A 14,860-nucleotide genomic window follows, 5' to 3' on the forward strand; every position below is an offset into this window, starting at 1 on the left:
GCAACAAGGGCACTCGATGGCGCCCTTGTTGATACAGATGCAGTGTGGTGCGTTTATTTGATTCTTAAATCGTTCTCAACCATACGAACGCCCTGCACTTTTCGCGTCACTTCTACCGCTCGTTTAGCGCTATCGGCGGATGAGACAAAGCCGCTGAGCTGTACACGACCTTTAAAGGTCTGGACGCTAATTTCCGAAGACTTAATCTCTTTGTCATTGAAGAGCGCGGTTTTGACTTTGGTGGTCACGACGGTATCGTCAATATACCCACCGGTACTTTCCTTTGTGGACGAACCTGCGCAGCCCGCAAGCGTGGCGGCGACCAGAAGCGTCGCGCAACACGCAGATATTGCTTTGAACCATTTCATGGATTTCTCTCCTTGCACTTATCCCACCCAGGATCAGGTCGGTTAACAGGAATAAATTATAGTGGAAAGAGGGAGTTGCCAATGAAAAAAGTGCTGAAGGACAAGGTGAATTATTGCGTTTAAGAGGTTTTGAGACAAAGAGAGTGGCTGGAGATTATCTCGCAGACCATGAAACAACAGCGTGGCTGCTATCTCGGAGAAGATGGTGCATCCGGGAGGATTCGAACCTCCGACCGCTCGGTTCGTAGCCGAGTACTCTATCCAGCTGAGCTACGGATGCATCGGGAAACTTGCTTTACTGCCGATATTGATACCGCTGCTGAAGCCGTATCAAGTAAGAGATGGTGCATCCGGGAGGATGACTCACTCGGTTCGCCCTTCGGGCCGTTGCTGAAGCAACGTTATCCTCCCCGGTGCTGGCGATTATCTCGCAGACCATGAAACAACAGCGTGGCTGCTATCTCGGAGAATATGGTGCATCCGGGAGGATTCGAACCTCCGACCGCTCGGTTCGTAGCCGAGTACTCTATCCAGCTGAGCTACGGATGCATCGGGAAACTTGCTTTACTGCCGATATTGATACCGCTACTAAAGCCGTATCAAGTAAGAGATGGTGCATCCGGGAGGATGACTCGCCTTGCGGCTCGCCCTTCGGGCCGTTGCTAAAGCAACGTTATCCTCCCTGGTGCTTGCGGCTAATACCGCCACCTCATCCACATCTTCGTTGCTGAAGGTACGGAGAATATGGTGCATCCGGGAGGATTCGAACCTCCGACCGCTCGGTTCGTAGCCGAGTACTCTATCCAGCTGAGCTACGGATGCATCGGGAAACTTACTTTACTGCAGATTTTGATACTGCTGCTAAAGCCGTATCAAGTAAGATGGTGCATCCGGGAGGATTCGAACCTCCGACCGCTCGGTTCGTAGCCGAGTACTCTATCCAGCTGAGCTACGGATGCAAAATGGCGGTGAGGCGGGGATTCGAACCCCGGATGCAGCTTTTGACCGCATACTCCCTTAGCAGGGGAGCGCCTTCAGCCTCTCGGCCACCTCACCACACGCCTCTTACGAGTGCTTCGAAGAACTTGTTTCTGCTCTTCGTCGCTGCGATGGCGCACATATTACTTTCTGGTACTTATAAGTCAAACCTTTTTTCGAGACCTTTTTTTCGTTTGCACACTTCCCGCGCAATTAGCCTGTGAAAACGGCAAAAAGAGTATTTTATCAACAAGAAATTGGCGATTACGCCGCTGCTAACACAAAAGATAATTGTCGCGGACGAGGAGAAAGAGACAAAAAAGAGGGGCTATCGGAGAGGAAAAGTGGCAAAAACGGGGGATGGAAGGAGGCGCCTCACCGAATAGCGAGGCGCGAAAACCTTAGTAACTGGACTGCTGGGATTTTTCAGCCTGGATACGCTGGTAGATCTCTTCACGATGCACGGAGACTTCTTTAGGGGCATTAACGCCAATACGTACCTGGTTACCCTTCACCCCTAAAACTGTCACAGTGACCTCATCTCCAATCATGAGGGTCTCACCAACTCGACGAGTCAGAATCAGCATTCTTTGCTCCTTGAAAGATTAAAAGAGTCGGGTCTCTCGTATCCCGGCATTATCCATCATATAACGCCAAAAAGTAAGCGATGACAAACACCCTACGGTGTAAGCAGTCACGGCATCACATTCTGTTAAACCTAAGTTTAGCCGATATACACAACTTCAACCCGACTTTATCGTTATCAGTGCTTCTCGCGCAAGATGCTGTAATCCGAGAATCACAGCATCTATGCAATTATAGTTATTACAGTTTTGCGCTTACCCAGCCTTTCACACTGGCCAACGCAGCAGGGAGAGCAGACGCATCGGTACCGCCGGCTTGCGCCATATCCGGACGACCGCCCCCTTTACCGCCCACCTGCTGGGCGACCATACCAATCAGTTCCCCTGCCTTCACGCGGTCTGTCACATCCTTAGACACACCTGCAATCAGAGAAACCTTACCCTCTGCGACCGTGGCCAACACAACAACCGTTGAACCCAGCTGATTTTTCAGATCGTCAACCATAGTACGCAGCATTTTCGGCTCAACGCCAGCCAGTTCGCTGACCAGCAGCTTAACGCCGTTAATCTCTTCCGCTTTGCTGGAGAGATTTGCGCTCTCCTGCACAGCAGCCTGCTCTTTCAACTGCTGCAGCTCTTTTTCCAGCTGACGGCTGCGTTCTAACGCGGCACGTACTTTGTCGCCGAGGCTGTGGGTGTCCCCTTTCAGCAGCTGCGCGATATCGCTCAGCTGATCGCTTTGCGCATGCAGCATCGCCATCGCACCTTCGCCGGTGACCGCTTCGATACGGCGCACGCCCGCGGCGGTGCCGGATTCAGAGGTAATGCGGAACAGGCCGATATCACCGGTGCGCGAGGCGTGCGTACCGCCGCACAGCTCGGTGGAGAAATCACCCATGCTCAGCACGCGAACGCGATCGTCATACTTCTCGCCAAACAGCGCCATCGCGCCGGATTCACGCGCAGCGTCAATATCCATGATATTGGTTTCGATCGGCAGGTTGCGGCGAATTTGCGCGTTCACCAGATCTTCTACCGCGCGGATCTCCTCCGGCTTCATCGCTTCAAAATGCGAGAAGTCAAAGCGCAGCGCTTTGTCGTTAACCAGAGAACCCTTCTGCGCAACGTGCGTACCAAGAACCTGGCGCAGCGCCGCGTGCATCAGGTGCGTTGCGGAGTGGTTGAGGCGGATGCGCTGACGGCGAGCCTCATCAACATCGGCCTGCACGGCGTCGCCGACTTTCAGCGAGCCGCCGGTGACTTTACCGATATGACCAATGGCCTGACCGTATTTCTGCGCGTCGTTGACCTGGAAGGAAAAACCGGCGCCCTTAAGTTCGCCTTTGTCGCCCACCTGGCCGCCAGATTCCGCGTAGAACGGCGTCTGATCGAGAATGACCACCGCTTCCTGGCCCGCGTTAACCGCATCAACCGCTTTGCCATCGATAAACAGCGCGGTGACTTTGCCGTTCAGCTCCAGGCTGTCATAGCCCTTAAACTCAGAGACGCCGTCGACGCGGATCATCGCATTGTAGTCCGCGCCAAAGCCGCTGGATTCGCGCGCGCGACGGCGCTGCTCTTCCATTGCCGCTTCAAAACCCGCTTCATCAACTTTGATGTTGCGCTCGCGGCAAACGTCCGCGGTCAGGTCAACCGGGAAGCCGTAGGTATCGTACAGGCGGAAAGCGGTTTCGCCGTCCAGCGTGTCGCCCTGCAGTTTAGCCAGCTCTTCATCCAGCAGCGCCAGTCCGCGCTCCAGAGTACGGGCAAACTGCTCTTCTTCGGTCTTCAGCACCTGCTCAACCTGAGCCTGCTGCTGTTTCAGCTCTTCGCCGGCGGAACCCATCACGTCAATCAGCGGGGCAACCAGTTTCCAGAAGAAGGTCTCCTTCGCGCCCAGCATATTGCCATGGCGAATTGCGCGGCGAATGATGCGGCGCAGCACGTAGCCGCGGTTTTCATTCGACGGGATAACGCCATCGGCTATCAGGAACGCGCAGGAACGAATGTGGTCAGCGATAACGCGCAGCGACTTGTTAGAGAGATCGGTCGCGCCGGTAACCTTCGCCACGCTCTTAATCAGATCGCGGAACAGATCGATATCGTAGTTGGAGTTGACGTGCTGCAGCACGGCGGCAATACGCTCGAGGCCCATACCGGTATCTACGGACGGCTTCGGCAGCGGCTCCATGGTTCCGTCAGCCTGACGGTTGAACTGCATGAAGACGATATTCCAGATCTCAATATAGCGATCGCCGTCTTCTTCCGGCGTTCCCGGAGGGCCGCCCCAGATATGGTCGCCATGGTCGAAGAAGATTTCGGTGCAGGGGCCGCACGGCCCGGTGTCGCCCATCTGCCAGAAGTTATCGGAAGCAAACGGCGCGCCTTTGTTGTCGCCGATGCGGATAATACGCTCGCGCGGTACGCCAACTTCATTTGCCCAGATATCGAACGCTTCATCGTCGGTTTCGTAAACGGTCACCCACAGTTTTTCTTTCGGCAGGGCGAACCAGCTTTCACCGGTCAGCAGTTCCCATGCGTATTTGATGGCGTCCTGTTTGAAATAATCGCCGAAGCTAAAGTTGCCCAGCATTTCAAAGAAGGTGTGGTGACGCGCGGTGTAGCCGACGTTTTCCAGATCGTTGTGTTTACCACCCGCACGAACGCAACGCTGCGCGGTGGTCGCGCGCGAATAATTACGTTTGTCGAGACCAAGGAAGACATCCTTGAACTGGTTCATCCCGGCGTTGGTAAACAGCAGGGTCGGGTCGTTATGCGGCACCAGGGAGCTGCTCGCAACTACCTGATGTCCTTTACTATGGAAAAAGTCGAGAAACGCCTGACGGATCTCAGCGGTGCTCTTGCTCATAATTATCCTGAAATCAAGCTAACGAAATGTCGCTGGCAGCCACTACCCAGTATTGACCGGCAGGCTACTCACGAAAATAAAGTGGGAATAAGATAAGTTTTCTTCACGGGGAAGTAAAATCCCGGATGGGTCAATCTGCAAAATTTCGCCAGATTTCCTGAATATCTTCCATCAGATAACCGCGATAGAGCAAAAAGCGCTGAATTTTGACTTTTTCGGCAAATACGGTGGGCAGGGGTTCGCCATATTTTCGCTGCGCCTGCTCTTTGGCAAGCTGCGCCCAGTCGATTTCGCACTCGCGCATGGCTGCCTCTATCGTCTCGCGGGAAATCCCCTTCTGCTTTAGCTCCTGGCGGACGCGCGCCGGGCCGTATCCCTTGCGGCTGCGGCTGGCAATAAACTGACGAACAAAGCGTTCGTCGTCCAGATAGCGGTTCTCAATACACCATTCAACGACGTTATCGACCTCTTCCGGCGTCACGTTTAACGCTTCCGGGCCGTTTTTACTCATAACCGGCGCGGCCAGTTTGCTCCTTAGCTCCTGTTCGCTGTGGTCGCGCATTGCCAGAATGCGAATCGCGCGATCCAGCAGCCTGGCGTAGTCAGAGCGGCGGGATGAAGTTTCAGTCACGGGCAGCCTCGCTAATCAAAAAAGCAAAAGGGCCGCGTAAGCGGCCCCTTGTTAGTCTGTTCAGACGATATCAGAAATCCTGTTCGGTTTCCGCTTCGCTGTTGCCATCAACCGCGAAGTCCGGCGTGGCGTCCTGATTGCTCAGCAGCAGTTCACGAACTTTCTTCTCAATCTCTTTTGCCGCAGCCGGGTTCTCTTTCAGCCAGGAGATTGCGTTCGCTTTACCCTGACCAATTTTATCGCCGCTGTAGCTGTACCAGGCGCCGGCTTTCTCGATCAGCTTCTCTTTCACGCCGAGATCGACCAGCTCGCCGTAGAAGTTAATACCTTCACCGTAGAGGATCTGGAATTCAGCCTGTTTAAACGGCGCGGCGATTTTGTTTTTCACCACTTTAACGCGGGTTTCGCTGCCGACGACGTTGTCGCCCTCTTTCACCGCGCCGATACGACGGATGTCCAGACGCACGGAGGCGTAGAACTTCAGCGCGTTACCGCCGGTGGTGGTTTCCGGGTTACCGAACATCACGCCAATTTTCATACGAATCTGGTTGATGAAGATCAGCAGCGTGTTGGACTGCTTCAGGTTGCCCGCCAGTTTACGCATCGCCTGGCTCATCATACGCGCCGCGAGGCCCATATGAGAGTCGCCGATTTCGCCTTCGATTTCCGCTTTCGGCGTCAGCGCCGCAACGGAGTCGACGACGATAACGTCTACCGCGCCGGAACGCGCCAGCGCGTCACAGATTTCCAGAGCCTGTTCGCCGGTATCCGGCTGGGAGCACAGCAGGTTGTCGATATCGACGCCCAGCTTGCGTGCGTAAACCGGGTCCAGCGCGTGTTCCGCATCGATAAACGCACAGGTTTTACCTTCGCGCTGCGCGGCGGCGATAACCTGCAGCGTCAGCGTGGTTTTACCGGAAGATTCAGGTCCGTAGATCTCGACGATACGGCCCATCGGCAGGCCGCCTGCGCCCAGGGCGATATCAAGGGAAAGCGAGCCGGTGGAGATAGTTTCCACATCCATGGAACGGTCTTCACCCAGGCGCATGATGGAGCCTTTACCGAATTGTTTTTCGATCTGGCCCAGTGCTGCCGCCAACGCTTTCTGTTTGTTTTCGTCGATAGCCATTATTACTCCTCTCATGCCGGGTGTAACCGGGTAGTGAATTCTGTTCTGTTGAAGCAATTATACTGTATAGTCATACAGTATCAAGTATTTTGTAGAAATTGTTGCCAGAGGAGATTTAGCGCATAGGCCGTGGCCTGGCGGCGTACCGACTCGCGGTCTCCAGCGAAGCATTCGCGCCGGGTCACGCCCTGTCCGCTGGCGCTGGCGACGCCAAACCAGACGGTTCCCACCGGCTTTTCCGCGCTGCCGCCATCCGGTCCGGCAATGCCGCTGACCGAAATCGCATAGTCCGCGCGGGCCGCGCGCAGGGCGCCAATCGCCATCTCCACGACCACCGGTTCACTCACCGCGCCATGCTCAAGCAGCGTCGCTTCGCTGACGCCAATCATCTGCGATTTCGCTTCATTGCTGTAGGTCACAAAACCGCGCTCAAACCATGCCGAACTACCGGCGATATCGGTAAGGGTTTTGGCGACCCAGCCGCCGGTGCAGGACTCCGCCGTGGTCACCGTCGCGCCGCGCGCTTTCAGCGCCTGCCCCACCTGCTCGCTCAGCTGCATTAATTCGGAATCTGTCATTCGTCGCCCCACGTAAGCTGTACAACCAGGCCATCAAAGATAGCACTTTCAGCAGAGATATGGGGATGAGGTAACGAATTTACGAGTCGGCTTCCGAAAAACATCGACCGCGCCCGACGGCGTATTTTCGGATAGCCGCCAGGGGGCGCCGGTATACAATTCATCGCACGTATAAGGAAGAGTGAAATACGAGGTTACCAGGAATGGCCAAAGCAGCGATGACCTCCGAGCAGAACGTGAATACGCCTGCGTCTGTTTATCTGCGGCGTCGTGTCACTGTTTACCGCGCTACTGCCTATGTTTACCCGCTCATTTAACTCGCTGTACCAAGGCGTACAGATCCTGCTGGGGGTGAGCTGTATTGTCTGTGGATTGACATTAATTAAAAAAATTCAAACAGATACTTGCAGAATAATAAGGTCAGTTAACCGGCCCGCGGCGGGCCGGCTTCATTTATTTCATACTCGCCGCAATCAGCTCCACGTTGTGGCGCAGCATTTTCACGTAGCTGTCCGCCACGCCGCCCGGTTTAGAGAGCGCTTCAGGGTAGAGCTCTCCTCCCGGCTGCGCGCCCGTTGCGCTGGCAATCTGTTTAACCAGTCTTGGATCAAGCTGATTTTCCATAAACCAGGTATGCACATCGTCGGCTTTAATTTGCTTGATTAAGGCCGCCACCTGCGCCGCGCTGGCTTCACTTTCCGAAGACAATCCCTGCGGCGCGAGGAAGGTCACGCCATAAGCGCGGCCAAAATAGCCGAACGCGTCATGGCTGGTCAGCACCTTACGCTTTGCCTGCGGAATGGCGCTGAACCGATCTTTTGCCCAGCGATCGATCTCATTGAGCTGGCTGATATAGCGCTGACCGGAGGCCTCCAGCGCCGACTTATCCTCCGGGTCGGCTTTCACCAGGCCGTTGAGGATATTCTGCGCATACAGCGCACCGTTCGCGGCGCTGTTCCACGCGTGCGGATCGGTTACCGTTGCGCCATCTTCTTCCAGCGTATGGGTTTTTACGCCGCCGGAAGCCACCACCAGCTCGCCTTTAAACCCCGATGCCTTAATCAGCCTGTCCAGCCAGCCTTCCAGTCCCAGGCCGTTCACCACCACCACATCGGCTTTGCTCAGCAGCGCGCTGTCTTTCGGCGAGGGTTCAAAGGTGTGCGGGTCGCCGTCCGGCCCCACCAGCGTATCTACATGCACATGTTCGCCGCCAATCTGCTGCGCCATATCGCCTAATACGGAAAAACTACTCACCACGTTTAGCGTTTTCGCCATCACCCCGTGCGATGCCAGACCCAATGCCAGCGCCAGCCATATCCCGGTACGTTTCATCATGTTCCTTACCCCATTAATTTACGCCAGCCGACAACCAGCCGGCTGCGCGTGCCAAAAAACACCGATATAAAAAAGATACCGCTGGCGGTCAGCACAATAGCGGGCCCGGCTGGCAGGTTTGCCGCCCACGACAGGCTCAGCCCCATCCATGCGCAAAAGCCGCCGATGAGCGCCGCCAGCAGCAGAATGCCCGGCAGCGTCCGCGCCCAGCAGCGAGCCGCGATCGCGGGCAGCATCATGACTCCCACCGCCATCAGTGTGCCGAGCACCTGAAACCCGGCCACCAGATTGAGCACCAGCAGGGCGAGAAACAGGCCGTGCAGCAGCGCAGGCAATCTTCGCGCGTTTACCTGAAGCCAGACGCTGTCGAAGGCTTCGCTGACCAGGCCGCGATAAAACAGGGCGATGCCGATCAGCGTCAGGCTGGCGACGCCGCTCACAAACACCGCCGAATCGCTGTCCACCGCCAGAATCGAGCCGAACAGCAGATGCAGCAGGTCGACGTTAGAGCCGCGTAGCGAGACCAGCGTGACGCCCAGCGCCAGGGAGCCGAGATAAAATCCGGCAAAGCTGGCATCCTCTTTTAAAGGCGTGCGTCGGCTGACCCACCCCGCCACCAGCGCGACCGCGATGCCGGCGATAAAACCGCCGACGGTCATCGCCAGCAGCGACATCCCGTTGAGCAGATAGCCCGCGGCCACGCCGGGCAAAATTGCATGCGAGAGCGCATCGCCCATCAGGCTCATGCGGCGTAAAAGTAAGAAGACGCCGAGCATGGTGGTGCTCAGGGACAACGCCAGGCACACCAGCAGCGCGCGGCGCATAAAGCCAAATTCGATAAAGGGCTGAATGAACGTATGCCAGATCATGCCAGCCTCGCGCCGTGAAAGGCGGGAAGCACATCAGGCGTACTGCCCCAGCGGGCGCGCTGCGGCGTCAGCAGCATCGTTTCCGGGAAATAGTCGGCGACCCGCTGGTTATCGTGCAGCACCGCCAGAATCGTCTGCCCCTGCTGATACATTTCCAGGATCAGCGCCATCAGCTCGCGGCAGGTGGCTTCATCGATGCCGGTAAACGGTTCGTCGAGCATCACCAGCGGCGCGCGCTGCACCATCACCCGTGCGAAGAGCATGCGCTGAAACTGGCCGCCGGAGAGCTCCTCAATCGGCGTTTTCGCCAGCGTTAACAGCCCCACCCGCTCTATGGCTGCTACGATGCGCTGACGCACCTCTCCGCCGAGCCCACGCAGCAGCGATACGCGCGGCCAGGCGCCCTGGCTGACGACATCCTGCACCGTGAGCGGAAACTGCGACTCCAGCGCGTGCCGCTGCGCCAGCCAGCCGATAACCGGCCGTCCCTCGCGCCAGTTCAGGCGGCCGCTGACCGGCGGAATAAACCCGGCCAGCGTCTTTAACAGCGTCGATTTCCCGCAGCCGTTCAGGCCGACGATAGCGGTCATACTCCCCGTTGCAAGCGTGCCGCTAAGCGACGGCGTAATCGCCAGGCCCTCATAGCCCGCCACCAGGTGATCGAGCTCAATCATGGCAGCGATACCGCCCACCAGGTTGCCAGCCACAGAGCGGCCAGCAGCACGCAGGCCATCCCCAACCGGGCGATGCCTGAAGTCATCAATAAGGAAGTCAATGTTTACGCCTCAATAAAACGTTATAACATAACAATATTAAAAGAGGCGCGAAATGTAAATTGGCGTCAACAAAAGGAAATGCTGCAAAATGTTACAGACTCCTCTCCGGACGGAGAGGAGCGCAGAAGGCGGGATTACTGCATGCGGGCCTGAGAAACCGCCAGACCCAGCTGCCAGACGGCCATCGCGTAATGGGTGCTGTGGTTATAGCGGGTAATGGTGTAGAAGTTCGGCAGGCCGTACCAGTACTGGTAGCCAGTGCCGACGTCCAGACGCAGCAGGCTCGCCTGCTGATGGTTACCCAGCGGCTGAGTCGGGGTAAGTCCTGCCGCCGCCAGCTGCGAGACGCTGTATTTGGTTTTGAACCCATTGTTCAGCCCAGGCGCCTGGCCTAGCGCCTGTACCGCCACGAGATCGCCGCTCACCCAGCCGTGCTGCTTGAAGTAGTTCGCCACGCTGCCGATCGCATCGACCGGATCCCACAGGTTGATATGCCCGTCGCCGTTAAAGTCCACGGCGTACTGCTTATAAGAAGAGGGCATAAACTGACCGTAGCCCATCGCGCCGGCGAAGGAGCCTTTCAGATCGAGCGGGTCGTCCTGTTCGCTGCGCGCCATCAGCAGGAACGTTTCCAGCTCGCTGGAGAAGTACTCGGCGCGGCGCGGATAGTTAAACGACAGCGTCGCCAGCGCATCAAGGATGCGGGTTTTCCCCATCACCCGGCCCCAGCGGGTCTCGACGCCAATAATCCCGACGATAATCTCCGGCGGCACGCCGTATACCTGGTACGCGCGGTTGAGCGCATCCTGATACTGGTTCCAGAACGCCACGCCGTTCTGCACGTTATCCGGGGTAATAAACTGCTTTTTGTAGCGCAGCCAGGCGCCGTTTGGCCCTGACGGCGGCAGCCCGGTGGGCGCCTGACGGTCCATCAGACGCAGCACGTAATCCAGGCGTTTGGCCTGGGAGAGGATTTGATGCAACTGCTGTCGGTCGAAGCCGTGCTTGCTCACCATTTTATCAATGAACTGTTCCGCCGCCGGGTTATTGGCGAAATCGCCGCTCATCTCCATCACATTATGCTGCGGCTCGAGTAAAAAACCGCCCGTACCGCCCGCCATTTCCTTTTCAGCAGGAGTTTGAGGTTTGCTGCTGCAGGCAGCGAGGAGAACGCACAGGGGGAGTAAAGCCAGGGAACGACGCTTCAACATGGGACATCCATTTAACAAATCGGCAAGGGGTAATTATGGTAAAGCATGCGCCCGCTCACAAGGAAGCGGCGGCAATGTAAATTCTTTTTTATCGCTCTTTTTCCTCCCACCCCGCCGGATCCTTCGCTCACTTCAGCCACAATCTTTCAAAATAAAATATTTATCTTTCATTTTGCGATCAATATAACAATTTAAAACCTTTTAAAATGATTAAAATCAGCTGCCAGTTAGCAAGAAAAATAACACGCTGAAGGAGAGAACAATGATTGAAGTCGTTACCCACGGCGCCGAATGGTTTATCGGCCTGTTTCAGAAGGGAGGCGAGGTGTTCACCGGTATGGTCACCGGGATCCTGCCTTTGCTGATCAGTCTGCTGGTGATCATGAACGCGCTGATCAACTTTATTGGTCAGCAGCGGATCGAAAAGCTGGCGCAACGCTGCGCCGGTAATCCGATCTCCCGCTACCTGCTGCTGCCCTGCATCGGCACCTTCGTTTTCTGTAACCCGATGACCCTGAGCCTTGGGCGCTTTATGCCCGAGAAATACAAACCGAGCTACTACGCGGCGGCCTCCTACAGCTGCCACTCAATGAACGGCCTGTTTCCGCACATCAACCCCGGCGAACTGTTCGTCTATCTGGGGATCGCCAATGGACTCACCACCCTCGGTCTGCCGTTAGGGCCGCTGGCGGTGAGCTATCTGCTGGTGGGCCTGGTGACGAACTTCTTCCGCGGCTGGGTGACCGACCTGACCACGTCGATTTTTGAGAAAAAAATGGCCATCCAGCTTGAGCAGAAAGTGCATCTGTCAGGAGCGACATCATGACCCGTATTCGCATTGAAAAAGGCGCCGGCGGCTGGGGCGGCCCGCTCGAACTCGACGCCGTTGCCGATAAAAAGATTGTCTATATCACCGCGGGCACCCGCCCGGCGATCGTCGATAAAATTGCCCGCCTCACCGGCTGGCAGGCGGTCGATGGCTTCAAAGAGGGCGAGCCGCCGGAAGCGGAAATCGGCGTGGCGATTATCGACTGCGGCGGCACCCTGCGCTGCGGTATCTACCCGAAGCGCCGCATCCCGACCATTAATATCCACGCGACCGGCAAATCGGGTCCGCTGGCGCAGTATATCGTCGAAGACATTTACGTTTCCGGCGTCAAAGAGGAGAACATTTTCGCCCTGGAAGAGGGGCACTCCCCGGCCCCGCAGGCCGCGCCTGCCCAGCCGGCGGCCCGCGACTATGACACCAGCAAAAAGATCACCGAGCAGAGCGACGGCCTGCTGGCCAAAGTTGGTATGGGAATGGGCTCCGTCGTGGCGGTGCTGTTCCAGGCCGGGCGCGACACCATCGATACGGTGCTAAAAACCATTCTGCCGTTTATGGCCTTCGTCTCGGCGCTGATTGGCATCATCATGGCCTCCGGCATCGGCGACTGGATTGCCCACGGTCTGGCGCCGCTCGCCAGCCATCCGCTGGGCCTCGTCACCCTGGCGCTGATCTGCTCCTTCCCGCTGCTGTCGCCGTTTCTCGGCCCCGGCGCGGTCATCGCCCAGGTTATCGGCGTGCTGATTGGCGTGCAGATTGGCCTTGGCAATATTCCGCCGCATCTCGCCCTGCCCGCGCTGTTCGCCATCAACGCCCAGGCCGCCTGCGATTTTATCCCGGTTGGCCTGTCGCTGGCGGAAGCGCGCCAGGACACCGTGCGCGTCGGCGTACCGTCGGTTCTGGTGAGCCGCTTCCTGACCGGCGCGCCAACGGTGCTGATCGCCTGGTTCGTTTCCGGATTTATTTACCAATAAGAGGTGCCTGAAGATGACCGTGATTTACCAGACCACCATTACCCATATCGGCGCCAGCGCGGCGATGGCGCTGGACGAGCAGATGCTGATCACCTTCCGCGAAGGCGCCCCGGCCGATATCGAAGAGTACTGCTTTATTCACAACCACGGCGAGCTCTCCGGCGCGCTGGTGCCGGGCGCTGAGCTCCAGCTTGGCGAGCTGCGCTACCCGGTCACCGCCGTCGGCGACGTCGCCGAGCAGAACCTGCGCGAGCTGGGCCATATCACGCTGCGCTTTGACGGTCACCGCGAAGCGGAATTCCCCGGAACCGTACACGTGGCGGGCCCGGTGCCGGAAGGCATCGCCGCCGGCTGCGTACTGAAATTTGTTGCTTAAGCTGTAAGGAGAAAAGTATGAATCAGGTTGCTGTTGTCATTGGTGGGGGACAAACCTTAGGGGAGTTTCTGTGTCGCGGGCTTGCTGCAGAAGGCTATCGCGTGGCGGTGGTCGATATTCAGAGCGATAAAGCGACCCGCGTCGCACAGTCGATTAACGCGGAATATGGCGAAGGAACGGCGTGGGGCTTCGGCGCGGACGCCACCAGCGAAGCCAGCGTCGTCGCCCTCGCCCGCGGGGTGGACGACATTTTTTCCCGCGTCGACCTGCTGGTCTATAGCGCCGGGATCGCTAAAGCGGCGTTTATCAGCGATTTCGCGCTGGGGGATTTCGACCGCTCGCTGCAGGTGAATCTGGTGGGCTACTTCCTTTGCGCCCGCGAGTTTTCGCGGCTGATGATCCGCGACGGTATAAAAGGACGCATCATCCAGATCAACTCGAAATCCGGCAAAGTGGGCAGCAAGCACAACTCCGGCTACAGCGCGGCGAAATTTGGCGGCGTGGGGCTGACGCAGTCTCTGGCATTAGATCTCGCGGAGTACGGTATCACCGTCCATTCGTTGATGCTGGGTAACCTGCTGAAGTCGCCGATGTTCCAGTCGCTACTGCCGCAGTACGCCACCAAGCTGGGGATCCCGGAGGAGCAGGTCGAGCAGTATTACATCGACAAAGTCCCGCTGAAGCGCGGCTGCGATTACCAGGACGTACTTAACGTGTTGATGTTTTACGCCAGCCCGCAGGCTTCCTACTGCACCGGCCAGTCCATTAACGTCACCGGCGGGCAGGTGATGTTTTAAAACGTTGCGCACTGTTTTCCCGGAGGCGATGCTGCGCATCTGTCCGGGCTACCGATTATGCGGCTTTCTGGTAGCCCGGACAGGCGCAACGCGCCGCCTCCGGGGGAATTTTCCCACACTTTAAGGAGATTTTATGGTTACCGCGCTCATCACCGTCGCCGCCATCGCCTGGATAACCCAGCTTGCCTTTGGCGGCTGGCAAATCCGCCAGTTCAATCGCGCGTTCGATCGGCTGTGCCAGCAGGGCCGCGTCGGCGTGGGCCGCTCCTCGGGGCGGTTCAAGCCGCGGGCCGTCGTCGCCATCGCCGTCGACGAAGACGACCGCATCCGCGATACGCTGTTAATGAAAGGCCTCACCGTCTTCGCCAGGCCGCGAAAAATCCCCGCTCTCCACGGCAAACATCTTAAGGAATTGCAGCCTGATGTGATCTTTCCCAATGATCCGCTCTGTCAGAATGCACTATCATTAGCGCTTAATCCGAAACATGGATAATTTCGTTGTGAACGTTAATATCTTGCGAAATTATCATTTCGAAACTTTAAACGCAGGATACAACGC

At 57.1% G+C, this 14,860-nt stretch carries 15 protein-coding genes and 5 tRNA genes; 5 read left to right on the plus strand and 15 right to left on the minus strand.

The genetic code is table 11. From position 1 onward, the window contains the following. Positions 1 to 53 precede the first annotated feature (53 nt). The 15 genes from BWI76_RS22135 to mltB form a co-directional block, all read right to left on the minus strand. Positions 54 to 368 (minus strand): BON domain-containing protein, encoded by a 315-nt coding sequence (locus BWI76_RS22135; RefSeq protein WP_004132919.1) that lies wholly within the window; start codon positions 366 to 368, stop codon positions 54 to 56. A gap of 203 nt (positions 369 to 571) precedes the next feature. After that, positions 572 to 648 (minus strand) — tRNA-Arg (locus tag BWI76_RS22140). Positions 649 to 840: 192 nt separating this feature from the next. After that, positions 841 to 917, minus strand: a tRNA-Arg gene (locus BWI76_RS22145). Between the two features lie 196 nt (positions 918 to 1,113). Further along, a tRNA-Arg gene (locus BWI76_RS22150) sits at positions 1,114 to 1,190 on the minus strand. A 60-nt stretch (positions 1,191 to 1,250) separates the two neighbouring features. Next, a tRNA-Arg gene (locus tag BWI76_RS22155) sits at positions 1,251 to 1,327 on the minus strand. Positions 1,328 to 1,331: 4 nt separating this feature from the next. Next, positions 1,332 to 1,424, minus strand: a tRNA-Ser gene (locus BWI76_RS22160). 323 nt (positions 1,425 to 1,747) lie between these two features. Further along, positions 1,748 to 1,933: a carbon storage regulator CsrA gene (csrA, locus tag BWI76_RS22165; protein ID WP_000906486.1), complete on the minus strand. Its 186-nt coding sequence runs from the start codon at positions 1,931 to 1,933 to the stop codon at positions 1,748 to 1,750. A gap of 238 nt (positions 1,934 to 2,171) precedes the next feature. Continuing rightward, positions 2,172 to 4,799: an alanine--tRNA ligase gene (alaS, locus tag BWI76_RS22170; RefSeq protein ID WP_024358428.1), complete on the minus strand. Its 2,628-nt coding sequence runs from the start codon at positions 4,797 to 4,799 to the stop codon at positions 2,172 to 2,174. 130 nt (positions 4,800 to 4,929) lie between these two features. Beyond that, the gene (gene recX / locus BWI76_RS22175; RefSeq protein WP_004132212.1) at positions 4,930 to 5,430 is read right to left on the minus strand and encodes a recombination regulator RecX; all 501 of its coding nucleotides are present in this window, start codon (positions 5,428 to 5,430) and stop codon (positions 4,930 to 4,932) included. Between the two features lie 70 nt (positions 5,431 to 5,500). Beyond that, positions 5,501 to 6,559: a recombinase RecA gene (recA, locus tag BWI76_RS22180; RefSeq protein ID WP_064371623.1), complete on the minus strand. Its 1,059-nt coding sequence runs from the start codon at positions 6,557 to 6,559 to the stop codon at positions 5,501 to 5,503. Between the two features lie 80 nt (positions 6,560 to 6,639). Then, positions 6,640 to 7,137 (minus strand): nicotinamide-nucleotide amidase, encoded by a 498-nt coding sequence (pncC, locus tag BWI76_RS22185; protein WP_049087226.1) that lies wholly within the window; start codon positions 7,135 to 7,137, stop codon positions 6,640 to 6,642. 453 nt (positions 7,138 to 7,590) lie between these two features. Continuing rightward, positions 7,591 to 8,469, minus strand: a complete 879-nt coding sequence (locus BWI76_RS22195) for a metal ABC transporter substrate-binding protein (protein WP_004132219.1) — start codon at positions 8,467 to 8,469, stop codon at positions 7,591 to 7,593. Positions 8,470 to 8,477: 8 nt separating this feature from the next. Then, entirely contained in the window at positions 8,478 to 9,341 is an 864-nt protein-coding gene (locus BWI76_RS22200) for a metal ABC transporter permease (RefSeq protein ID WP_049087227.1), read from the minus strand. Continuing rightward, positions 9,338 to 10,048, minus strand: coding sequence for a metal ABC transporter ATP-binding protein (locus BWI76_RS22205; protein ID WP_165909807.1), 711 nt, complete (start codon positions 10,046 to 10,048; stop codon positions 9,338 to 9,340). The genes BWI76_RS22200 and BWI76_RS22205 overlap by 4 nt, the downstream gene beginning before the upstream one ends. A gap of 203 nt (positions 10,049 to 10,251) precedes the next feature. Next, entirely contained in the window at positions 10,252 to 11,328 is a 1,077-nt protein-coding gene (mltB, locus tag BWI76_RS22210) for a lytic murein transglycosylase B (RefSeq protein WP_024358434.1), read from the minus strand. 262 nt (positions 11,329 to 11,590) lie between these two features. Here mltB and srlA point away from each other — a divergent pair, with 262 nt between their 5' ends. The 5 genes from srlA to gutM all read left to right on the plus strand — a co-directional run bounded on the left by srlA (position 11,591) and on the right by gutM (position 14,794). Next, positions 11,591 to 12,154, plus strand: a complete 564-nt coding sequence (srlA, locus tag BWI76_RS22215) for a PTS glucitol/sorbitol transporter subunit IIC (RefSeq protein WP_004104818.1) — start codon at positions 11,591 to 11,593, stop codon at positions 12,152 to 12,154. Beyond that, positions 12,151 to 13,128: a PTS glucitol/sorbitol transporter subunit IIB gene (locus BWI76_RS22220; protein WP_004132226.1), complete on the plus strand. Its 978-nt coding sequence runs from the start codon at positions 12,151 to 12,153 to the stop codon at positions 13,126 to 13,128. Before srlA ends, BWI76_RS22220 begins: the two co-directional genes overlap by 4 nt. Positions 13,129 to 13,141: 13 nt before the next feature. Continuing rightward, positions 13,142 to 13,504: a PTS glucitol/sorbitol transporter subunit IIA gene (srlB, locus tag BWI76_RS22225; protein ID WP_004132227.1), complete on the plus strand. Its 363-nt coding sequence runs from the start codon at positions 13,142 to 13,144 to the stop codon at positions 13,502 to 13,504. 17 nt (positions 13,505 to 13,521) lie between these two features. Then, positions 13,522 to 14,301, plus strand: a complete 780-nt coding sequence (gene srlD / locus BWI76_RS22230; protein WP_004132228.1) for a sorbitol-6-phosphate dehydrogenase — start codon at positions 13,522 to 13,524, stop codon at positions 14,299 to 14,301. Positions 14,302 to 14,434: 133 nt separating this feature from the next. Next, on the plus strand, positions 14,435 to 14,794 hold the full coding sequence (gene gutM / locus BWI76_RS22235; RefSeq protein ID WP_024358436.1) for a transcriptional regulator GutM: 360 nt from the start codon (positions 14,435 to 14,437) through the stop codon (positions 14,792 to 14,794). The last annotated feature ends 66 nt before the right edge of the window (positions 14,795 to 14,860 follow it).

Source organism: Klebsiella sp. M5al, from assembly GCF_002090195.1.
GTDB lineage: Bacteria > Pseudomonadota > Gammaproteobacteria > Enterobacterales > Enterobacteriaceae > Klebsiella > Klebsiella grimontii.